This is a genomic window from Prosthecobacter sp., assembly GCF_049294395.1.
Classification (GTDB): Bacteria; Verrucomicrobiota; Verrucomicrobiia; order Verrucomicrobiales; family Verrucomicrobiaceae; genus Prosthecobacter.
In genome coordinates, this window is sequence record NZ_JBAQCR010000457.1 from 1 (window position 1) to 20,449 (window position 20,449).

At 58.1% G+C, this 20,449-nt stretch carries 20 protein-coding genes; 4 read left to right on the plus strand and 16 right to left on the minus strand.

Going from position 1 to position 20,449, the window contains the following annotated elements; all coding sequences use genetic code 11:
* The coding region (locus WAW39_RS30885; protein WP_422323742.1) for a hypothetical protein at positions 1 to 641 on the plus strand (641 nt) is incomplete at its 5' end.
* Between the two features lie 144 nt (positions 642 to 785).
* Here the strand turns inward: WAW39_RS30885 and WAW39_RS30890 are convergent.
* The 5 genes from WAW39_RS30890 to WAW39_RS30910 all read right to left on the minus strand — a co-directional run bounded on the left by WAW39_RS30890 (position 786) and on the right by WAW39_RS30910 (position 8,948).
* On the minus strand, positions 786 to 2,309 hold the full coding sequence (locus WAW39_RS30890; protein WP_422323744.1) for a recombinase family protein: 1,524 nt from the start codon (positions 2,307 to 2,309) through the stop codon (positions 786 to 788).
* Between the two features lie 70 nt (positions 2,310 to 2,379).
* On the minus strand, positions 2,380 to 5,535 hold the full coding sequence (locus WAW39_RS30895) for a type IV secretion system DNA-binding domain-containing protein (RefSeq protein WP_422323746.1): 3,156 nt from the start codon (positions 5,533 to 5,535) through the stop codon (positions 2,380 to 2,382).
* A gap of 4 nt (positions 5,536 to 5,539) precedes the next feature.
* Positions 5,540 to 6,304, minus strand: a complete 765-nt coding sequence (locus WAW39_RS30900) for a hypothetical protein (RefSeq protein ID WP_422323748.1) — start codon at positions 6,302 to 6,304, stop codon at positions 5,540 to 5,542.
* Between the two features lie 2 nt (positions 6,305 to 6,306).
* Positions 6,307 to 8,646: a hypothetical protein gene (locus WAW39_RS30905; RefSeq protein WP_422323750.1), complete on the minus strand. Its 2,340-nt coding sequence runs from the start codon at positions 8,644 to 8,646 to the stop codon at positions 6,307 to 6,309.
* Positions 8,643 to 8,948: a helix-turn-helix domain-containing protein gene (locus tag WAW39_RS30910; RefSeq protein ID WP_422323752.1), complete on the minus strand. Its 306-nt coding sequence runs from the start codon at positions 8,946 to 8,948 to the stop codon at positions 8,643 to 8,645. The genes WAW39_RS30905 and WAW39_RS30910 overlap by 4 nt, the downstream gene beginning before the upstream one ends.
* Before the next feature lie 83 nt (positions 8,949 to 9,031).
* Between WAW39_RS30910 and WAW39_RS30915 the strand changes: the two genes are divergently transcribed.
* Both WAW39_RS30915 and WAW39_RS30920 read left to right on the plus strand, forming a co-directional pair.
* The gene (locus tag WAW39_RS30915; RefSeq protein ID WP_422323754.1) at positions 9,032 to 9,277 is read left to right on the plus strand and encodes a hypothetical protein; all 246 of its coding nucleotides are present in this window, start codon (positions 9,032 to 9,034) and stop codon (positions 9,275 to 9,277) included.
* 42 nt (positions 9,278 to 9,319) lie between these two features.
* A complete protein-coding gene (locus WAW39_RS30920; protein WP_422323756.1) occupies positions 9,320 to 9,775 on the plus strand; it encodes a hypothetical protein in 456 nt (151 codons plus the stop codon).
* 54 nt (positions 9,776 to 9,829) lie between these two features.
* Here WAW39_RS30920 and WAW39_RS30925 read toward each other — a convergent pair whose 3' ends face one another.
* The 11 genes from WAW39_RS30925 to WAW39_RS30975 form a co-directional block, all read right to left on the minus strand.
* A complete protein-coding gene (locus WAW39_RS30925) occupies positions 9,830 to 10,117 on the minus strand; it encodes a hypothetical protein (protein WP_422323757.1) in 288 nt (95 codons plus the stop codon).
* Positions 10,118 to 10,142: 25 nt separating this feature from the next.
* Positions 10,143 to 11,231 carry a toprim domain-containing protein gene (locus WAW39_RS30930; protein ID WP_422323759.1) on the minus strand — a complete coding sequence of 363 codons (1,089 nt, stop codon included), beginning with the start codon at positions 11,229 to 11,231 and terminating at the stop codon, positions 10,143 to 10,145.
* Between the two features lie 71 nt (positions 11,232 to 11,302).
* Positions 11,303 to 12,220, minus strand: coding sequence for a replication-relaxation family protein (locus WAW39_RS30935; protein WP_422323761.1), 918 nt, complete (start codon positions 12,218 to 12,220; stop codon positions 11,303 to 11,305).
* A gap of 54 nt (positions 12,221 to 12,274) precedes the next feature.
* Positions 12,275 to 13,204: an ArdC family protein gene (locus WAW39_RS30940; RefSeq protein ID WP_422323763.1), complete on the minus strand. Its 930-nt coding sequence runs from the start codon at positions 13,202 to 13,204 to the stop codon at positions 12,275 to 12,277.
* Positions 13,205 to 13,342: 138 nt separating this feature from the next.
* The gene (locus WAW39_RS30945) at positions 13,343 to 14,620 is read right to left on the minus strand and encodes a type IV secretory system conjugative DNA transfer family protein (RefSeq protein ID WP_422323765.1); all 1,278 of its coding nucleotides are present in this window, start codon (positions 14,618 to 14,620) and stop codon (positions 13,343 to 13,345) included.
* Between the two features lie 801 nt (positions 14,621 to 15,421).
* On the minus strand, positions 15,422 to 15,754 hold the full coding sequence (locus WAW39_RS30950; protein ID WP_422323767.1) for a type II toxin-antitoxin system RelE/ParE family toxin: 333 nt from the start codon (positions 15,752 to 15,754) through the stop codon (positions 15,422 to 15,424).
* A complete protein-coding gene (locus WAW39_RS30955) occupies positions 15,751 to 16,017 on the minus strand; it encodes an addiction module protein (protein ID WP_422323769.1) in 267 nt (88 codons plus the stop codon). The genes WAW39_RS30950 and WAW39_RS30955 overlap by 4 nt, the downstream gene beginning before the upstream one ends.
* 43 nt (positions 16,018 to 16,060) lie before the next feature.
* Complete coding sequence (locus WAW39_RS30960; RefSeq protein WP_422323771.1) at positions 16,061 to 16,903, minus strand: ParB/RepB/Spo0J family partition protein; 843 nt, start codon at positions 16,901 to 16,903, stop codon at positions 16,061 to 16,063.
* Positions 16,900 to 17,742 (minus strand): ParA family protein, encoded by an 843-nt coding sequence (locus tag WAW39_RS30965; RefSeq protein WP_422323773.1) that lies wholly within the window; start codon positions 17,740 to 17,742, stop codon positions 16,900 to 16,902. The genes WAW39_RS30960 and WAW39_RS30965 overlap by 4 nt, the downstream gene beginning before the upstream one ends.
* Positions 17,739 to 19,472: a hypothetical protein gene (locus WAW39_RS30970; RefSeq protein ID WP_422323775.1), complete on the minus strand. Its 1,734-nt coding sequence runs from the start codon at positions 19,470 to 19,472 to the stop codon at positions 17,739 to 17,741. The genes WAW39_RS30965 and WAW39_RS30970 overlap by 4 nt, the downstream gene beginning before the upstream one ends.
* 9 nt (positions 19,473 to 19,481) lie before the next feature.
* Positions 19,482 to 19,682: a hypothetical protein gene (locus WAW39_RS30975; protein ID WP_422323777.1), complete on the minus strand. Its 201-nt coding sequence runs from the start codon at positions 19,680 to 19,682 to the stop codon at positions 19,482 to 19,484.
* A gap of 358 nt (positions 19,683 to 20,040) precedes the next feature.
* Here WAW39_RS30975 and WAW39_RS30980 point away from each other — a divergent pair, with 358 nt between their 5' ends.
* Positions 20,041 to 20,220, plus strand: a complete 180-nt coding sequence (locus WAW39_RS30980) for a hypothetical protein (RefSeq protein ID WP_422323778.1) — start codon at positions 20,041 to 20,043, stop codon at positions 20,218 to 20,220.
* The last annotated feature ends 229 nt before the right edge of the window (positions 20,221 to 20,449 follow it).

The window sequence follows — 20,449 nt, forward strand, 5'->3', positions numbered from 1 at the left end:
GAGGTGTGGGCACCGGGGTGGGGCTGGGGGCCAAAAACGGCATGGTCTTTGGCCCTTTGTTTGGCCTGACTATCAAAGCCAAAAAGCTGGCGGTGGTGCTCGATGTTTCTTCTTCGATGATGCCGCACTTGGAACGTGTGGTCAACGAGGTGGACAAGGTGGCGAAAGGAAGCGTGGTGGTGCTGTATTTTGGCTGCGGTCTGGAGCCGCCTGAGAAGCCATTGGTGGGCACGAAAATATTTCGCACCTCAGCGGTCGAGTTTGAAAAATTCTGGCGTCTCGGAGGTGCCACTTTCATGGAGACGGCGCAGTACAAGATCAAAACCAAAGACCCGATCCCGAGCAAGGATCTGTTCCTCAAGCTGTCTCGCCGTCCGCAGACTTATTTCATCCACAACGTGGGGGTGGGCTACACGTGGCTGGCACTGCTGAGTGATGAGGTGCGCAATGCGGATGGGCTGTACTGGTTCTCCGATTTTCAGGACCGCGTGGACTTCAAGCGGATGGCTGTGGTGCTCGACAACTTGAAACGCCGGAAGCAGAGGCTGTATATTCACTCGTCTGGCAAGGGGGAGTACTTTGATCTCGTCAAAAACCATCTCGTGATTCCGACGGAGGGGGATTCGTATATTGAGGAGTGAGGAAAGTGAGAAGCTTGCAACCAGCTTGAGGGCGAGGGAGTTTGCGCAAGCCTCTCGCATACCTCCGGCATGCGATTTTGAGCTTGTTGGCTGATTTGGCGTAATCCGGTGGTTTTCGCTCGGCAAGCCTCGCTTCACCACCGGCTAATTTCCATGCTCCCTCAGGCTCTGTTGGTTTGTTGTCATGTCTTCAGAAGGAGCTGTGGATGAGAAGGTTATCTCGATTTCAGGGCGGTCTTTCTTGATCTCGATTCGTTCGACAATGCCTTCGATGATGCGGCGTTTGTTCTCGTCCGGGAGCTGGGGCCAGTTGTTGTAGAGGGTGTCAGCTTCGACTTGCACGGCATCTGCGCTGACGCTGCGGACTTTGAAGTAATCGAGTTCGGCTTCGAGTTTGGGAAGTTCGGTCTGGAGTTGTGTGAGGCGGTCGGCCAAAGGTTTGTGATAGCCGCCAAAATCGGCAAGGACGATGTGGCCGTCGAGGTAGAGGCGATGCGTTTTCGCCATTTCCTCGCGCACTTGTTCGATCTCCTGGCGCTGCGTGGTGAGCATCTTCTCTTTGTCAGCAAGGTTGCGCTCGGTGGCTGAGATTTGCTCGGCGAGCTTGGCCTTGTTGGAAAACACATCGTGGATTTCACCGACGAACACCTCTTCAAGATCGACCATCGGGATCTTGTTTCGGCAGCCGGTGCAGACATATTTCGGGGTGTTGGGACCGACATACATCTTCTTGCCACACTCGCAGAACACGAGGCCGGCAAAGAGATGCACGGGCTTGGGGCCGGGGCGCTTCTTGGGAGTCGAGCGCCGCTCCTCCAAAAGCTGGTTGGCTTCGTTCCACATCGTCTCGCTGACAAGCGGCTCGCAGGGCACCATACCCCATTCGCTTTCATCCTTGATCTCCCATTTCCACGGGCCGGTGTTGCGTCGCACATTGATCCGGTAGGTTCCCTTGGCCGCCCAGTCTGCAATGCATCTGCCAATGGAAGTGTCGGTCCACTTGGAGTTGGTGCGGGTGCGGTGGCCCATTTCATTCAAGAGCCGGGCGACGGCACCGAGCCGTTTTTCCTTGAGAAACAGTTCATAGATCAGCTTTCTGATGGCGGCCTCTGCGGGCACCTGCTGTAGTTTTTGGTCCTTCCAAATATAACCATAGGGAGTCTTGCCGCTCAGCGGCTTGCCGAGCTTGGCGCGAATGGCTATGGAAGCCTTAACCCGGTCACCAATTTCAGCCCGCTCCCATTCCGCCATGGCGCTGATGATGGTGAAGAACAGCATTCCTGAGGGCGTGCTGGTGTCGAGTGTTTCCTGGAGTGAGACGAGATTGACTCCCTTGGCGCGAAACCTTTCGGCGAGTTCCAAAAGCTCGCGCGTATTGCGTGCAAGGCGCGCGAGCTTGGAGAAGATCAGCGACTTGATGTGCCCGCGTTCGATGTCCCGCAGCATGCGCTTCGCCTCAGGGTGATCGAGGACGGACTTCCCGGACACGCCCGCCAGATCATAGACCTCGCGCACATCCCATCCCTTGGACGCGGCATAGTGCCGCGCACGCGCGAGGTGGTGCTCCGGGCTTTCGCCCTGCGCTTGCTGGTCAGTCGAGACTCGAATCCAGATACCGACTGGGATGCTTTGGTCGCTGGGAGAGAGGGGAGGGTTGGCCGCTTTCATAGTGTTCATTAGCACACATGAAAGCAAAATCAAACTGGTTATTAAAGCGAAACTCTTGTGTTGGGTTATTTCAACTAGGTGGTGGAAGTCTCATCTCCTCGGAAAGCAGCTTGAACGCGGCATTTTCTTTCGTCGTCCGTTCCTCTGGAGTGAGGGCGGTAAAGACTCTTTTGACTCGATAGCCTTTGCGCTGAGTTTCAGTCGGCGTGGGTGCCGTGGGGATGGAAGGTGATTCAACCGGTTGAGGCAGGGCATTGACGAACGCCAGGAACTCCTCCGGCTGAAAATACTTCACACATGCGGCGTCAGCAGCGTCAAGGTACCCTGCAACGGCAGCTTCGATCTGCCTGAGCCGACGTTCATTCGCGGTGATGACCGCGATCAAATCGAATCCTGCGCGAAGGCATTTCCGCACGTTGCCGACCTCGTGATCGACTGTGGTGGTCACGGAGATCTCGCAGGCGATACGCATGTCGCTGCGAACCAAACCCACATCAATGGTTTCGCGTCCGGCTCCGACCGGCATTTCGAGCATTGCCCGGAATCCTCGCTGTTCGCCCACCGCACGAATTCGATCCTGCAAAATGCGATGCTGATAACCACCCTTGCCAGGCTCTGAAGGCAGGGGAGCAGGCGTGGTTGTTGCTTCGGTTGCGACGGGTGCGGCTTCTGGTGTTGGGATGGGAGGCTCAATCTCAGCCATTGGCGGTTCCGCCATGACCGGTTTGGGCTCCGGCGATGCTTGCTGGCGAATGGCCGCCGGTTCCGATTGCCTGACGCGCTTCTCCTTGGGCTGGTTGGCAGCGGCCTCCTCGGCCTCGAATCGTTTCAACAATTCGGCTTCAACCTCTTTGCGTGGAACGGTATAAACTGAGCGAGAAATGTTGATCGCCTCGGCACGACGTTCCGCTGCGGAATCCTCATCAATCTCCTCAGGCAAGGTCACCGAGAGATTGAAATCATGATCGGCAGTTTCAATGCGGCAGATGGCTTGACCGATGGCAAGGGTTTGCAGGTCGCGCGCCTCGAAGTGGGCAAATCCTTCCGCCAGCGTTCGCGCATCGCTGTCACCGACCCGGAACACCACACGCGTGAAGGCGTTCGACAGCACCGAGTTGGCGACATCCTTGTCACGCTCCAGTTGCTTGAGGTCTTGATGGGCGAGCACCAACCCCAGGCCATACTTGCGCGCGCCAGACAGAATCTCAGTCAGCGATGGCGTGATGAAATGCTGGAATTCGTCGATGTAGCAATAGAACGGACGGCGCTGCGCGGCACTCATCCGGGCGCGGCTCATGGCCATCTGCTGCAACTTGGTCATGACGAGACTGCCGAGCAGGTAGGCATTTTCGCGTCCGATCTGCCCTTGCGGCAGCTTGGCGAGAAAGATTTTTCCACTGTCCATCATCGCGCCGAAGTCGATGCGGTTTTCGCGCTGCGACACCATGTAGCGAATCGGCTTGGGAGAGAGAAAAGTTTCAAGCCGCGTGATGATCGGGCCGATGCTGCGGCTGCTGCCGAGCTGGGGGAAAGCGCGCTTCCAATAGTAGCGGACATCGGGGTCACTGACGGTTTGCAGGAATTGGTCGCGCCAGGCCTGGTCAATGAGGAAGCGCCGCAAATCGGCGAGGGTGCCGCCTTCGCTGCTTTCGAGGAACGCGAGCACGGCGTTCTGAAACACCGAGTTCATCTGATCACCCCAGCTCGTACTGAGGCGTTGGAACACGGAGACCAGATCGCTGGCGAGCAGCTGCTTCTCGAAGTCGGAATGCGCCGAGAGGATGTTGAACGGGACGATGAATGACTCGTCCGACGGATCGAACAGCACCACATCGCCAAGACGTTCCGGCGGGATGATGCCAAGCACCCGGTCGATGAGATCACCATGGGGGTCGAGCACGGCGATGCCTGCGCCATTCTCGATGTCCTGCTGGATCATCGAAAACATGAGCGTGCTCTTTCCTGTGCCGGTGCCGCCCAGAATGTGGCAGTGGCGCACCCGCTGCTCGCGGGTCAGCCAGACCTCGGTCTCATCGCCTTCATGGCGATTCATGCCGATGCACACCCGCTCACGATCAGGCCTGGCAACAGGAGCACCTCGCGTGTTGGCGGCGCTGCGAATGAAATGTTTCGACTGCACCGCAGCCGATGGCAGGTGAACCAAGCCGGTCAGTTCGTCCAGATTTAACAACATGCCACAACGACGCGACTGACGCAGCAGCACATCTGCCGCATGCTCAGATGCATCGCAGTCGTCATTGCGCAACGGAACGAATTCATTGCCACCTGGGCGTGTAAAATTTCGCAAGGCTGGTGCCATGCTTCGTACGATCTGCCATGACCGGTCATAGGAGGATGCGGCTGCAGCAAGTCTGACCACCACACCAAACAGCGGCCCTTCGGTCTTTTGCTGGGCACCTTTCACCAGTGCCGCTCCGTCATCAAAGAACGGCTTGCCATCCGCCTTCGTCACCGCCGCAATCGCCTCGCTTGACCACGGTTCAGACAACGGTGTGAAAATGACCTGATATAACCCCGCCTCTTCTTCTGCCAGTGCGGTCAACGCCCCGATCAAGGCCACGAAGGGATCATTTTTCACTGTAGCCAGCGGCAGCATGAACGGTTCACCAAGACCAAACTCAACAGCAACGATTTCAGCAGCCTCGTTGTCCGGCCAGACTTGCGCCAGCCCGTCCGTCAAAACCGAGAGCTTCACCTGCGGGAAGTGCGCCTGCATCTGGCGCTGCAAGTCTGCCGCATCCGTGGCATCCACCACCCATTGCACCCATGTGCCAGCAGAGGTGCCAATGATCTCGAAGACCACCGGATGCTCGGACAACGAGATGCTGGTGAGCAACGGCACCATCGCTTCGCGTGTCACCTGCAAGCCTTCCGGCAGCAGCATCTTCAACTCCACCCAAGCAGCTTCATCCTCGCACCAGTGCGGCTCAATCGTGTCGTTGCTTGAGTCCTCCTCAGCATTGGCTCGGAGCGCGAGCTGTTGTTCTGCCTCGCCACGCACCAACGAACCCAATCGCGCGAGGAAACCACTCACCCTGGTATGGCGCATACTGTCAGCACCCGTGCTGAAGCTCGGCACCCGATGGCCTGGGAACGGTGCAAACGGTGGGCGTGGTGACACTGGGTCAGGAAAAGTCAGCACGCCACGACCACGGATTTCCCAGCGCCCGAAGTTCTCGCACAGCAGTTCGTGTACGGACTTCATCGCATCAGATTTTTGATGCCTTCGCGATATGTTCCACCGCCTGGCCCGCTTTTTCCGCCGCCTTCTCCACCACCATGTCGGCAAAGCTTGTCATGCGGTCGGTGAAGGTGGTGATCTGCTGGATGTCGGAGACTTGATGGAACTGCACATCGTTAACCCCCGCAGCAGCGGCAAATTCCCGCACCTTCTCTCGCACTAGATAGTCCACCACCGAGACATACATCCGCCGGGTGTCGTCACGGTAGTAGCTCTCGGCTCGAAACACGGCCTCGTACAACGCGCCGATCACCGGCAGACGCAGCAGCAGATCGTCGAGGCCGTTCCATGAGCGCGCGGCGACCATCACGGTCAGCAGCATGAGCAGGGTGCTGGCAAGTGCGACGCCACCGATCACCGGGCCGAAGGTGTAGATGTAGCTGGCGGCAAAGGCACCCACCGCCGCCAGAAACACGATGATCTCCCAGCCCCGCAGGGAACGCTGGAGCACCGAGCTGCGGCAGGAAAACCACCACCAGCTTGCGCCGAACTTAGCTGAAACGATGTCGAACACCAGCGACTCGCGCCGCACGCGCAGATACTCCCGGCCCGGCGAGAGAAAGCTGCCGTCCTTGTAAATGATCCGCTCCGTGACCAGTTCCGGCAACTGCCACGCCTTAAACCCCTCCTCGATGGCCTCATAAAACTTCGCCGTGTCGCTGGAGAATTCCAACAGCGGCGTGATCCACTGCGAATACACGTGCGGGCGTTTGCGTTTGAAGAGGCCGAACATGGTCAGGGTTTCTTTTCCGAGTGCTGGAGGATGATGCGCATGCCCTCCGAGGTATGAGTGATCACCATCTTCACCGAGAAAACGCCACCAACGGCTTTGCGCGTTCCCATGTTCTGGGCCTGGAGGCGCAAATCATAGGAAACCGCGTAGCCATCGCCCTGTGTCGAGTGCTTCACTGTCATATCACCGATGACCCGCTCTTCGAACATGAGGTGTGCGTTGTGATAGGTCGCCTCGTCCCGCCAAATCCAATCACGGTCCACCATGCCGTTGGTGAAATAGTCCACCTTGTCGGCGTAGTCGGCCACCATGCCCTGCACGTCGCCTTCGAGGGATTTCTTGTGATGTGCCGTCACAAAGCGGACAACCATGTCCTTGAGCTTGGGCGCGACCTCGTCGGTAAGCGCAGCTTTCTCCGCCGCCTTGCGCTCCGCCTCCATGGCCGCTGTCTTTTCCGCAGCCATGCGCACGGACGCTGCCTCATCCTCCTCCTCACGTTTGCGGCGTTCGGCGGCCTCGCGTGCCACCTGAACGGCGTTCTGCTCACCTTCCCGCTTTTTAACAACCGAAGTTTGTTCGTGGCGCAAGCTCGCCTTCGGAGGCGTGAGGGAGCCGCCGTTCGTTGCAGGCAGGCGCGACCACCAGCGGTGAAGCGTGTTGAGCGTCAGCAGTTCACCTTCCGGCTCATCCGTCAGCGAGCAGACATCGGCGATGATGTCGCCCTCCTTGATGGGGGAACGGCGCTGCCACAGATACACCGTCGCCTCCTTGCCTTTCCATTCCAGGAAGCGCAGGACGCCAAGAGCCTCCTCACGAAGCGGCCCGACCACCTTCTGGTTCAACGGATTGATCATGGGGCGATAAACCAGAGCCGCAAGCTGCCCGGACTCAAGCGCGCGGGTCACATCCTTCCCATGTTCACCGTCCTCCGGCGCATGGGGCATCGCGATTTTCCACACCAGATCAGGGAGCGGCTCCACGTCAAAATAGTAGAGGTGCAGAACGCCATCAAGGGTGCGCAGCACCACCGATCCATCACGGGTGGAGCAAAGCCGCTCGCCCTCCTTCACGTCCAGCGACGGGAAAACGGTCATGCAATCCAGCAGCGGATGACTGATTGCGAGGCAGCGTTCCAACGTGAGAGGCCACTTTGACTGACCGGCGATTTCCGGCAGCTCGCTGCGGCGGATGAACCGGCGCACCTCCCATTGCCACTGCGCCTTGTCCATCAGGGCAGGAACAACCTCGCGTGTGAGCTTCTGCTGGATCAAGGGATCGAGCGCCTTCCATTCCTCGTCCTGTGCCGCGTCATCAATCTCCAGGTTGTCGAGGTTCAGCATGAGGCGGTCCTGATTTTGTACGACCAGCACCTTGGTGTCCTTCCACCAGAACGGAGTGCCGGATGGCACAATGCCTTTGCGCGGCTTGGGCAGCGTCGTCACACGTCCGCCCCGGATGTCAGCCACCCCGTAAAACCTCTCGCCATCCAGGAGCCAGACCGCAAGAAGGCGTTCTCCCGAGGGATTGAAGGAGAAGTGCTCGACCTTGCCCGGCAGGTTCACGTGCCAGACGGCCTCTGTGCGCAAATCGATCACCTGGACGGCCTGTTGCTCGCGGGCGAGACATGCGACATAGCGGTCATCAGGCGATAGTGCGAGCGTGGATGCATCCACGCCGGACACCTCACGCTGTTTGAGAAAGCGCCACTGCATCGCGCTCGCATGTTCAATGTCCGGCGAAGGTGTGAACGCAAACGCAGGCCGGGGTGCTGCTGTCTGCACCGGTCGCTGGAACTGAGGCGTGGGCTGCGGAGCCACAAACCGCAGGGGAGAGGCCGGGGGCAGCACGACTGCCAGCATCAAAAGCAGGGCGATGAGAATCCGAAGACTCCAGATCATCGCCGAGGACGGCGGCGAAGCGGGAGTGGCAGGACTCGTCGGTGCGTCCTGGCGTGCGAGAGTGAGGGCGGCGATTCCTGAGCACACCATGCCATAAAACGTAACCGGCAGCAGCGAAAGCAGGCCTGCGGTGCCCGCCTTGAACACGAAAATCCAGCTCTCCATCAACCTGGAGGACAAGGCAAAGATGGAGGCTGCCACCAAGGCCGCCAGAAAAGCCGTCCATGCTCCAAAGCGAAGCGCAGCAGAAGGATCGTTGCCATGCTGAACAGAAACCCCGCCCCCGGCAAACCCGGCCATGCAGGCAATCACCAGCAAAACGAGCAACAGCCATCCGGGTTCCAACACCATCACCACCCGCCAAGGCAATGCCAGCAACATCATGAGCCCTGTTCCCAGTCCAAGGGCTTCACGACAGCATAGCAATGATGGAAGCGGCTTCATGATCCTTTGAGATTTTTTCTGACTCTTGAAAGAGAGATAGCTTTTTTCTCCCGCGACTCCATACGCTTTTCGGCTCGATTCCATGCCTCTGAGGGCAGTAATCCAAGCGCGAGTGAAAGCTTCGCCAGGGTCTCGGTGGTGGGGTTGCGATCACCTCGTTCGATGAAAGTAATGGCCTGCCGGTTGAGTCCGGAAAGCTCGGCAACCGCTCCCAATGAAAGGCCAGCGGCGAGACGTGCCTCGCGCAGCACGTCACTCAATGCTGCGCACAACAGGCTGCTGATCTTGGAGACATCATACACGCTACGATTGTAGGAATCGAATTTGACTTTGCCACGCTACAGTTGTAGCGTGTTGGTGAGGTTGATCTAACCCTCTCATTATCATGACCTTCCTTCGTAGAATCGGCCCCGATCCGCACGCCAACGGCCAGAGCACCCCTGCCGCTGACAACTGTCCAGACATCTGGGAGCTGGCAGATGGCGACTTCGCCATCATCGGCATCGACATCACCGATGCCGCCAAATCCCTTCTGCCTACAACCGCAGGCTGCGGCTCGGACGAGCGCATCGTTCGCATGCCGCGCCGCATCCTTGTGGATGCCAGGTCGGACATTCCTGCCAAATCCTGAGGCCACTGGTTTTCAGCGTCGCTCCCATGTTACAATGGGAGCATGATGACCAGCCTTCTATCATGGATAGGACCTCATGTCTTCGACCTGATCTCAGCGGTCGGCATTATCTCCAGCCTTTCCTACACTGCTGTCAGCTTTCGGGACTCGGCTCGTTCACGCCGCATCGACAACCTCCTGAAGCTCACGGAGCAGCATCGAAACATCTGGGAAAAAAGCCAGAACAACCCCGCGCTGGCCCGGGTCCGCGATCCCAAGGCAGACTTGTCCCGCAAGCCGGTGACCGGCGAGGAAGCGCAATTCGTCACCTTTCTCATCCTGCACATCCACTGCTGGTATCGCGCCATGCTCGACCGGGAGGTGATCAGCCTGGACGGCATGAAACGCGACATCAAAGGCATTCTCAGCCGTCCGATTCCCCGGCATGTCTGGGAAGAGCGCAAATCCTTCCTCGATCATGATTTCCAGCGGTTTGTCGATGATCTCCTCAACGAATAAATAGGGGCATCCACAAAAAAGCCCACCTGGACGAAAGTCCAAGGTGGGTGTTTTTTAGTACTCGCTGGGCAGGAGCACCGTGGTGGCAGAGCGATCCCATTCAGTGATGATCCAGAACTTCACGCGTGTGGAGGAACGATAGGAGGAGAAGAGCCTGGTGCCTTCTTTGAGAGCGAGGTTGTTCGCGTCGATGTCCTCCTGGCCAAGATCGCCCCAGTCGCCCATCGCATGACGGGCGAGCGCTGATGAAATGTCCTCGGTGGAAACCTCCGTGAGCACTCCTGGTGTGGCGAGAAGCTGGCCAAATGCAAACCGGGCCGTCTGTGGATAGAGAATGAACATGGTGATGGTCGTCAGTCATGTGTTTTCAATCCAGCAGAGCATGCAGCTCGCCTTCAGTCAGATGATCGGGTTGAGCGCCTTCCTGGGGAAGTGGCACCACCCGGACGAACAGTTTGTTTGCGAGTCTCAGCAGAGCCTTGTCGCGGCCCATGCGTCCCGCCTCGTCCTCGTCGAGCATCAGGATGATGCCGGAGCGTCCTTCGGATGCCGCTACAAGGACTGCCTCCTGTCGTGCCGACAGGGAGCTGCCCATGATGGACACGACGCGATGAAAACCCAGTTGCCAGAGCTTCATCACATCAAAGAACCCTTCGACCACGATCAATGGCAGCCCTTTCTCCTCCTGCGAAGCGCGGTCGAGGTTGAACACCTCGGCGCTCTTCTTGAAGCCGTTGGGCAGTTTATACTTCGGACGATCTTCCGGCGGTTTGCCGGGCCAGCGTCCGCAATACCCGACGAGTTCGCCATCCTTGTTGTGAATTGGAATGACAATGCGACCCGACATGGTTCCTTTGCCACAGAAGCCGAGTCCGAACAACTCCACCGTTTGGGGTGTGAGCCCGCGTTCGGCGAAGTAGGCATGATCCGTCTTGAGGTTCTCCAGCTTGAAGGACAGAGGCACGTTGTCGTCCGCGTCCTCTGGAGGTTCCTCCGCGACTGTTGCTTCAGCCGCCGGTGACGGCAGGCTGCTAGTCCGCGATGGTGGCAATTGCTGACGGCGTTGCAGCGGTTGCTCATGTGTTGGAGGATCTGAGCGAGCAGGCGCGCTATCGCGATGCTGCGGAGCGGACTCCGCTTTGCCAGCCAGACCAAGGTTGAACCACTGGTCGAGCTTGATCGCCGCTTCGTGTGCATTGCAGTTCTCCATCTTCGCGACGAAGTCGAGGTGATTGCCGCCGCACTTGCATTGGCTGTTGTGACAGAACCAGCAGTTCTTCGAAAGGGTCACTTTGAAGATGTCCTGACTGGTGCCTTCATGAATCGGGCAAGGGCCTTCGAGGCCGTCGCCATTGCGAACGCTGCGCATGCTGGTCGTCAGACCGTAATGCTCCAGCACTTGTTGAAACGACACGGCGGCCTTGACTGCCGTGAAGTCGATGAATGCTTTTGCCATGGGATGATAATGAGCTGTCTTGGTGTTTGCGGGATGTCTGCGTCATGCGAACACCTCCACAGCTCATGGTATCAGGCGACTTGAATTGACGGCACTTGACGAGACATCGTTTCCTGTGTTCCAACGCTGACGGGTGGATGAATCACCATGTCGTTGTAGTGCGCCATTTTGAACAGACGCTTCGGCAAACCTGCATCAGCAATGGCTTGGACAATGTTGTTGAGCCTTTGCTCGGAGATTGAAAGCAGCACCACCAAAGTGTTTGGCGGCAGCGAACCCGGCTTCTGGCTGAGCAAGTGGTAGGTGCGCAGCTTTTGCATGACAGAACTCTGTCGTTTGTTGCTGCGCGTGATCGGCATCGTGCCACGGTCTGCTTCGACAAGGTAGTGGGTCCGCACGACACGACCATCAGGCTGCTGCGTCTCAAAGGCGAACACCTTGTCAGGCACGACGGTTGCACTGCGTCCGTTGCATTGTTTGACCGACCAACGGAATGGCTGGTGACTTTCCTCACGGCCTTTCGGCTTCTCAATGTCATCCGCTGAAATGAAGCTCGCCCCTCGCGAACCATGGCAGAGCTGAGTGGCGATGAAGTCACTGACCAGAACGGTGTGCTCCAGGAACAACCGCCCGATGCTGCGGTTTCGCGTCGTCCAGTCCATCCGGTCAAAAGGCATGTTCAAGTCGCGTCGAAGACGACCCGCTCCGCGAGAAGCAAGGCCATAAATAATGCTGTGCGAACCGCCACGGTGATGATAGTCGAGCTGAGCGCGCGGTCGATCCAGATAGTCGTGATGGTATAGCAGACTGAGCCTGCGAAGCACCTGCTGTTCGCTGCCTCCAGCCAGACGAACAATCCATTCGGATCGAATGAAGCGATGTTCGGCGACAATGCTGAGAATGGTCAGATCGCGCCTGGTGAATTGAAATGATCCAGCGGCATCAGGATCACGCGTGAAGCGCGGGAGCCGCTGCTGTTTGCTCTGCATGCCTTCATTGTAACACGAACGAAGCCTCTCCGGGTATGGGAGAGGCTTCTTGATTCAGGTCGCCACACTCGACGTGGTCGAGCTTCCATCGCGGCTCGCCCGGTTCAGTATGAAGTCCGCAGCCTTGCCAGCGTTAGAGGCAGCATTGATGATCCAACGCTTATGTTCCTTCACGCGCAGGACGTCGAGCCAGCTTTGGAGGTAGGCAGCGGACTGCTCATGTGCATCGTGCACAAGGTGCGTCTCCATCCCAAGGAATGCTGCGCCCATCTCGGCAACGAGTTCTTCCTGGGAATACACTTTCCCTCCGAACCCGTCTTGCTTGATGAGGCTCTCGCGGTTCAGTCGGTTTGGATGGCCTGTGCAGTGGATGGCCTCATGATAGAGCGTTAGGTAAAATGCCTCGGCGCTCTCAAAGCTCGCGAAGGCCGGCATGTGGATCGTGTCCGTTGCCAGCCGGTAGCAAGCCACGGTGGTCGATCCTTCCTCAATGACGGGCGGAAGCTGCATCTCAGCGACAACTTGTTCGGCGGCTTGGATGCGTTCATGCGGGCTGAGCAAGGGAATGTTCAGCGCCGCAGGGAACGCGATGCCTTCGATCTGCGTCGCATTGAAGACGGTGTATTCACGAAGGAATAAACGCTTGCGCTGCGGCTCGTCGGATTCTTTGGCATGTTCACGCTCATTTTGTGAAGGTGGAGATTCGCCCACCTTGATCACATGAGCGCCGCGCTCGCCTTTGCGAACATGGCCGCCCAACTCCAGGGCTTGGCGGAAGGTCAGCCAGTAGGGCGATGGCAGGTGGCGCAAACCCAGCAAGAGCACGTTGACGCCCTTGTAGGTTTTGCCGGTGTGGAAGTTTCGAGGCATGCCAACCTCACGTTGCCACGGACAGCGCCAGGGAACGACGCCATTTTCCAAGTGGTTGATGATGATGTCGGTGACAGTCTGATAAGGATCTTTGAACTTTGCAGAGGTGCTCATGGGGCGGTGTTGCTGATGGTCAGATGAAGCCCACCTCGTTGTGAGGCAGGATTCAGACTGACCACCGCGCTTCCTCGGCCCCTGACTGCTCCACTATGAGCATATCAAATACATGCATAGTCTGACAAGATGGCTGACTCAGAACGACTCCTTGAGCCACCGCTCCAGCTTCTCCTCCACCACGACACGCTTCGTTGCGAACCGCTCCCGACTCCTTTTGATCAGTTTCTCACGCCGACCTTGATTTGTTTCGATGGGAGCCATCAATCGAGCGCGTTGGAAATGCATGGAACCGTCGTATGACTGGCTACGGATCAGGGTTTCGTAGCGTGGGAGATCGACGAATTGTCGCGCGTGGAATTCCTCGCCGAATTCGCCGTGCAGGTGCTCGGCATCGGTGAAGCCGACTCGGAAGGCGATGAGCGTGCCGACATTGCCGAAGACGGCATCGCGCACCGTGGGCGAGAGCTGCGTGATGTATTGATGACTCAGTGTGAGGTTGAGCCGATATTTACGGGCTTCAGCGAGGATACTGGTAAAGGACTCAGTGGCAAAGTTTTGGAACTCATCGACAAACAGGTAGAAGTCACGGCGCTCGGACTCGGGTTGTCGGCTGCGGGCCATGGCGGCAAGCTGGAACTGTGTCACGAGCAACGAGCCGAGCAGGTTTGCTTTGTCGTGTCCGATCTGGCCTTTGGCGAGGTTGGCGATGAAGATGCGGCCTTCATCCATCACGAAGGGAATGCTCACCTTGCTACTCACCTGGCCCACGATGTTGCGGATGATAGGGGAGAGCAGCAGTTGACCCACCTTGTTCTGAATCGGCGCGATGGCCTCCCGTTTGAATCGTTCATCGTAGCTCTCGAACTCGTTCATCCAGTAGTCCTTCAAAAACGGATCGCGCACCTGACGCACGACCCACTGCCGGTAGGCCTCGTCGGTAAGCATTCGATTCACGCCGAGCAGGGAAGTGTTCGGGCAATGTGAGAGGGCGGCCACGGCATTGTGCAGGATGAACTCCAGTCGTGGCCCCCAGGAATCGTGCCAGAGGTTCTTGAGCGCCCCCACGATGCCGGACGCGATGAGATGCCGATCATCTTCGTGCGTCTGGGAGAACAAGTTCAGTCCGATGGGGAAGTCCGCATCGCCGGGATGGAAATACACGGTCTGCTCCGCGCGTGAGGGCGGGATGTGATCGAGCAATTCCTCCGCGAGGTCGCCATGCGGATCGATCAAGCCAACGCCATGCCCTTGGAGAATGAGCTGCAGGATGAGATTGCGCAGCAGCGTGGTCTTTCCTGAGCCGGTCTTGCCAATGACGTAGGTGTGGAAGCGGGCATCGGCCACATCGAACCCGAACGGCACCTCGCCGCCCCAGACTTCGCGTTTACCGATGTGAAGGAAATGATCGTTCATGCTGCTCAAGCCAGCCGCCGCTCCTTGATTGATGAGCCGGACGAACGCACCCGTCGTGTGGTTGGTGCGTGTCTGGCAAGACACTGAGCAAGCGCGTTGTGGGCGAGCCCTGTGGGTAATCAGCGACTGGCTTCGGCGGCTGAATGATAAGGGTAGTATATCACGAGTCGCGCGAACTAGTTTTCACCGCGTCGTGCGCCGAGTCGTGTGATAGTGAGCAGTCGTGCCCCCACGTGTTTGGGCGAAGGCCGTCCGTCGATAGACCGGCGGGCCGCAGCGCCCGACTTCACGCGGTTGGTCATTGGCCGAGGGCGGGTAGCCCGGTTCCGGCCATGACCTTTATCCACAGGTCGATCAAGTCCTTGTCGCCGAAGGAAACCGCGTGAAGTCGGGCGTTGAGCCCGAACACGTGGGGGGCACCCGTGACAAGGCCCTGGCGCGAATCGCCGCTCAGTGAGGCCGTGCAATCGTCGTTCGCGCGTCAGCGCTCCGCCGCGATTTTTCGCGTGCCCCTACATACCATGTAAATAGGGGTGAAGAGAGGGGTTTGACCGTGTCGCCCAATATCTGTTTCGCGACATGACCCCGTAAAAATGGCTTCAATGCTGGTTTTTGACTTGTCGCTGTCCTTGAGCAAATTTGGGTCGCCCGTAGTTGGTTCGACGTGTCCTTGATCGACTCGTGGGAAAATCAAAAGAGCTGCTTCGAAGCAGCCCTGTAAAAAGTCGTGGTCTTGACGGATTCAGCGTTGTGTGGTGTGAATCGCAGTATTGATGGGTGAGTGCCCTACGCTGACGCGAATCAGAACAGTTTTTTCGCCTCACTGACACGGTTGCGCCAGTAGTAGGGGCGGCGTTTGGCATGGGCAATGGCGAGAATGACAACACGTTCCCGCCAGACCATGTAGGCGATGTAGTGTTCGTCAAAGCGCGGAGTGAGATTGGCGCGACGGGTCGGAGGACGGCGGAGATTGTAGATCAGCGGGTTGTCGAGGATGAGGCTCAAATGCCGGTTGAAGGTCGCATCGAAGGCGGCGGCGAGTGGTTGATCCTGCTCATCCAAGGCGGCGTAGTGCCGGATGGTATCATAGAACTCGGTCTGCGCAGCGGGATGAATGTCGAAGTCGATTCTCATGCCAGGCGCTTGATGCCGAGTTCAGCAAACAAGGCATCGGTGCCACGCTGCAACTCTGCGCCTGAGATTAGCGTAACCCGCCCTTCTTCAACATCCTTCACACGCTCGGCAATTTCGGCATCCCATGCCGCTTCAACAACGGAAGCATCCTCTCCGACCAAAGGCATGGAGTATTCACTCTGAAGATCACGCAGCAAGTGATCCACCTCGTTGGGTGCGAGGCTGCGGATTTCCTGTTTGATGTGTTCAATGGTGATTGGCATGGTTGGATTATATCAAATGGTATGGGGTTGTCGAGGGTGTGAATCAACGCAGCGAGTCGTCCTCCCGCACCTGCTTCTCCAGGTGGCGCAACGCTTCGAGCATCGCTTCCCTCGCCTGGGGTTCGCGTTTCGCTCGGAGGGTGGCGGTGCAGCTTCCCTGCCGGTGTTTGAATTGAATGACCGAAGTAGCGCGAGGATTTCGAGACGGGCTGACACCTTGCTGGGCATGATGATTCTCGATTCGGGCACGGATGCTGCGAGTGCTCTCCCCTGTTTTGGCGGCAGTGATCAGCTCCTCCTGAAGCTGGGAATCCCCCACCCTGGCGATGCGTAGGGCCATCTCGTAGCCGATGCCAGGCGTGGTGCGCATTTCCTCCTGCAGTCGAGCAGGCAGTTCCAGGATGCGGAGAATGCCACTCACCCACTGCTCGCTCTTCCCTACCTGGGTGGCAAGTTCACGCTGGGTCGCGACGGAATCGGAATCAAGCAGCGCGCGCAGGGTTTCCGCCAGTTCGACGGCACCAATGTTTTCACGCTGGATGTTGGAAATGAGACTCTTAAAACGACGGGTGATTTCATCATCCGGTTCACGCACGAGCACCTCGACTTCGGCGAGACCAACAGCCTTCGCGGCACGGAAGCGGCGGTGGCCGGTGAGAATGCGATAGCGGTCGCCATCCTGGGTGACTGTGATCGGTTCGATAATGCCGTGACGACGGACAGACTCGATCATGTCGTCCATGTTGTTAAAATTTTTACGTTCGTTGTCGGGGTCTTCCTGGAGCCGTTCAATGGATACGATGAAGCGGCCTCGTTTCGGCAGCCCGCCCATGAGGCCGGCTTTGACGAGATCGAGACGGCTTTTGCCTTCGGGTAGTTTGGTCATGCTGATGCTGAGGCGGCCTCGGCGTGGTGAGGTTCAGCTGATGAACTCACGGCAGCCGCTGCCTCCGGGTGGGCCTGTGGCCCGTTACTGAATAATTCCCGCACCTCTTCGACGAGGGCGGCCATGTCCTGCGCGCCTTTGGACAGCGGGCGGTAGTGGAAAATACTGCCACCATTTTCATCCACCTGTGCCATCCAGCCACAGGAGCGAATCTCGCTGCGAGCGGCGGCGATGCCATCATCACGGAGCAGCGTAAGGACACGCTTCCGTAAACCCGGCAGACGGGTCAAATTGCTCAGCACATGTAGCATGTGAAAGTCACTGCCTGAGCGAAGCTTGACGAGGAGCTTGTAGATGCTGGCGTAGCTCCTCACGGCCTTCGTACTCTCGAACGGGACGATGAAAGCATCGGCGGGAAAGATGGCGTTCTCCATGATTGGCGAAATTTGATTCGGCGAGTCGATGACGATGAAGTCAAAGCGGTCGGCGATGTGCTCCTCGGCGAGCAATTGAGTGAGCATGGACGGATAGCCTTCAGTCTGGCTGATCTCGCGTCCGAGGTCTTCGAGTCCATCGGAACTGGCGACGAACGACAGGCGTTCAAAGCCAGTGGGCTGGATGACTTCACTGAGTGACTGCTGCTGCGTGAGCGCGGAGACGAGGGTGCCCTCCGAGGTGAGGCCGTCCCCTGCGGCGAGCCACTGGGTGACCTGGGCCTGAGGATCGAGATCCATGAGCAGGACGCGATGGCCGTAGCGAGCCAGGCCGCTGGCGAGGTTCATAGCGATGGTGCTCTTGCCACAACCGCCCTTGGCATTGATGACGGTGATGATTTTCATGCGTTGGTTTGAAATGATTGGCTGTTAATGTCGGCATCCCATTGCCAAAAGTCCGGGAGGCCGAAGAATTCGCGGAAGGCGTTTATCTGCGCTGTCTCGGTATCGAAGTGATCGAGCACGCGCTTTGCCCAAGGTTTCGAATCGGCGGCCAATTCGACTCGTTCGCGCTCACGCTTAGCCGTGTAGCGGGCATAGTCGTCCGGGCTGCTGCGTTGCATTTCCGCCTGCTGCTCGTTCAACCAAGCGAGCCATGCTGTGCGATGGGTCTTCTCATGCTGCTCCCGGCGCTCGGTGATCGTCACGAGCTGAGTATGCAGGCGCTGCTTCTCGACTCGGACGAGGTAGCCATCGCCTAGCTGCCGAATCGCGAGCTGGAGCGATGGGAACGGGTTCCGCTGTTCACGCGCCATCTGGCCGATAACGCGCCCCCATTCGGCGGGAGTGTTCTGACCGCCACTGGCTCGGACAAGACGCTCCACGAAGATTTCAGCTACTTGGGCCTCGTGTGGCGAAGGCTCATTCACCGGTTCGCCGCGATTCCCGCCATAGGCGGCGTAGAAACATCGGGCGAACTCCCAACCAGAAGTGCCCAAAACTTGGGTCGCCCGTAGTTTTAACGGTGCAGGCCATCCCTGCTCAATAGCCCGGCGCAAGAGTCCTGCCGGACTCCTTGCCGGAGCCCGAAGCGGCAGCCAGGCGATTTGTTCTTCGATGACTTGTGGGCGGTGCTCCCGGATCAACTTGGCAGCCGTCTTCGCGCTGAACCCGATGGCGATAAGCTTTTGCGCAAGCTGGGTGTCTGCCGCCGGTTGCCTGTTTATAATTTCATTTCCTGGTTTCGTTTCAATACTGGTCTGAATTTCTGACTGATCGACTGGTTCGGAAATCTGACCGTTGCTAGTCTGCTTTTCTGACTGACCAACCGCTGGTGCGATTTTCTGACCGATCAGGGAATCCGACCAGCGCAGGGCATAGGTCGCGCTGCGTCGTTCATCGAAACGATGACTGAACACGCCGTCGGCCACACGGATGATGTAGTTCTTTTCCAGAGCAGTGCGCACGGCCTTGGCGAGGTCGGAACGGCTGCCAATGTGGGCGTAATTTTGAATATGCTGGAAGGAGAGCGCCACCTGCTGACGACGACGGCCATGCTTGGTCTGAAAGCCGATGCTGTGACGGATCACCGAGCCGACGACCTTGATGACTGAGAGGGGTTCATTGGGAATCACGACATCAAAGAACTCGTTTGGGATATCTGTGCGATTGCCGTCGCCTTCAAAAAAGCCCCGGAACTCGGCAGGCCGGGTGGTGTAGGCCGCCCCACTCCAGTTCAAGGCATAGAGCGCCGACTGGCCGGCATCATGCGCCAGTTTCGGTCGTCCTTCGCGAACGCATGCGAGGATGTGAGCGTTAAGAGCATCATCAAGGGCACTGCGGATCATGTCGCGGCTTATGCCCGCCTTGTGCTCCAACTCACTGTAGGACCCTTCGATCTGTTCCTCCTGCGGGTTGCCATTGGCATCGCACCATCCAAGCGTTTTGCGAATGAGGTAGCCGACGATGCGCACGACGCCACGCGAGAAGTTCGGAATGACCACGTCAAAGAACTGGTTCGGCGTGTAAGTCGTGTTCGAGGTCGGCGGTCTGAAGCCCCGAAATGTTGAAGCCGCCGGGCTGGGTGCCTTTGGTGCAGAGAGGACGATTCGATTTTCCGTAACCGTGTGCTCCATGGTTGTGTGCTAAAGCCGAATGACCGGCACGGGCTTCGCTGTCTCGACCTTTTGTTCATGCTGCTCCGCAAGCCACTTCACATACCACCGAAGAATGGCATTGATGATGAAGCTGCGGCTGCGCTGCTGCTCGCGCGCCAGTCCGTCGATGAACCCGAGCACATCGCTCTCGAACTTCACGCCCGCAGATTTTCGAATGATCTTTTCCATGCCCTCATCTTACCATGAATGTGACACGACCGGTCACATCGCCCTGTGGATAACCTGCATGCCCTCAAAACTTGGGTCGCCCGTAGTTTTGTATTGATCCGGCGCAGCCGCATCATCGTAGCGTGACTGCGGATGAGTGAACAGGAGCCTCGTGGAAAGATGGGGAGGCACCTGTGAAGCTCATCCAGCAGTGGCACTCTTCATGGGTGGGTGGAGGAATCGCCTGGCTTGTCATTCGCGCAGCGAGGCCAAGCGGGGCGATGGTGGCTGGATGGCTCCACGCACTTGGGATGCCGCAGATGACGAGGCTGCCGCAAGGGCGGTTTGCATCTGGGACAACCCAATAACCACAACCGACATGAAACTACCATACATCCTCAGTCTCCTGGCCATGAGCTGCGCTCTCGTCCTCGGTGCCCCGGCGGAGAAGAAATACAAAGAAGACGGCTGCTGTGACAAAGCGCAGAAAGCGGGAGGCAAATGCGAGCATCCCTGCTGCGTGAAGGCCGAGAAAGACGGCAAGGTCTGCGAGAAGTGAAACAAGTAGCACGCCCTCCAGTCTTGTTTGAGTGAAGAACCAGCCTGGGATCCAGGCTGGTTTTTTGTCGGTTCACCGCCTTTGATTTGATCAATTCATTCGGTTTATAAGGCCCGCTCACACGGCGCGCACGCCCCCGTTCAAGAAGCGTCGATGAACCGACTCAATGCCTGCTTTGACTCTTTTCCATCGCCTTCATAAAACGCGCCCCGTCTTCAGTAGACATCAG

Coding starts and splice junctions, on each gene's coding strand:
- WAW39_RS30925 (WP_422323757.1), bottom strand. CDS start 10,117: ATGTTCATTCTCTATCCACAGACGGCCCGGTTTGCATTTGGCCAGCTT.
- WAW39_RS30940 (WP_422323763.1), bottom strand. CDS start 13,204: ATGAGCACCTCTGCAAAGTTCAAAGATCCTTATCAGACTGTCACCGAC.
- WAW39_RS30960 (WP_422323771.1), bottom strand. CDS start 16,903: ATGACCAAACTACCCGAAGGCAAAAGCCGTCTCGATCTCGTCAAAGCC.
- WAW39_RS30920 (WP_422323756.1), top strand. CDS start 9,320: ATGATGACCAGCCTTCTATCATGGATAGGACCTCATGTCTTCGACCTG.
- WAW39_RS30965 (WP_422323773.1), bottom strand. CDS start 17,742: ATGAAAATCATCACCGTCATCAATGCCAAGGGCGGTTGTGGCAAGAGC.
- WAW39_RS30950 (WP_422323767.1), bottom strand. CDS start 15,754: ATGAGAATCGACTTCGACATTCATCCCGCTGCGCAGACCGAGTTCTAT.
- WAW39_RS30955 (WP_422323769.1), bottom strand. CDS start 16,017: ATGCCAATCACCATTGAACACATCAAACAGGAAATCCGCAGCCTCGCA.
- WAW39_RS30945 (WP_422323765.1), bottom strand. CDS start 14,620: ATGAACGATCATTTCCTTCACATCGGTAAACGCGAAGTCTGGGGCGGC.
- WAW39_RS30930 (WP_422323759.1), bottom strand. CDS start 11,231: ATGGCAAAAGCATTCATCGACTTCACGGCAGTCAAGGCCGCCGTGTCG.
- WAW39_RS30895 (WP_422323746.1), bottom strand. CDS start 5,535: ATGAAGTCCGTACACGAACTGCTGTGCGAGAACTTCGGGCGCTGGGAA.
- WAW39_RS30915 (WP_422323754.1), top strand. CDS start 9,032: ATGACCTTCCTTCGTAGAATCGGCCCCGATCCGCACGCCAACGGCCAG.
- WAW39_RS30975 (WP_422323777.1), bottom strand. CDS start 19,682: ATGGAAAAGATCATTCGAAAATCTGCGGGCGTGAAGTTCGAGAGCGAT.
- WAW39_RS30970 (WP_422323775.1), bottom strand. CDS start 19,472: ATGGAGCACACGGTTACGGAAAATCGAATCGTCCTCTCTGCACCAAAG.
- WAW39_RS30900 (WP_422323748.1), bottom strand. CDS start 6,304: ATGTTCGGCCTCTTCAAACGCAAACGCCCGCACGTGTATTCGCAGTGG.
- WAW39_RS30905 (WP_422323750.1), bottom strand. CDS start 8,646: ATGAAGCCGCTTCCATCATTGCTATGCTGTCGTGAAGCCCTTGGACTG.
- WAW39_RS30980 (WP_422323778.1), top strand. CDS start 20,041: ATGAAACTACCATACATCCTCAGTCTCCTGGCCATGAGCTGCGCTCTC.
- WAW39_RS30890 (WP_422323744.1), bottom strand. CDS start 2,309: ATGAAAGCGGCCAACCCTCCCCTCTCTCCCAGCGACCAAAGCATCCCA.
- WAW39_RS30935 (WP_422323761.1), bottom strand. CDS start 12,220: ATGCAGAGCAAACAGCAGCGGCTCCCGCGCTTCACGCGTGATCCTGAT.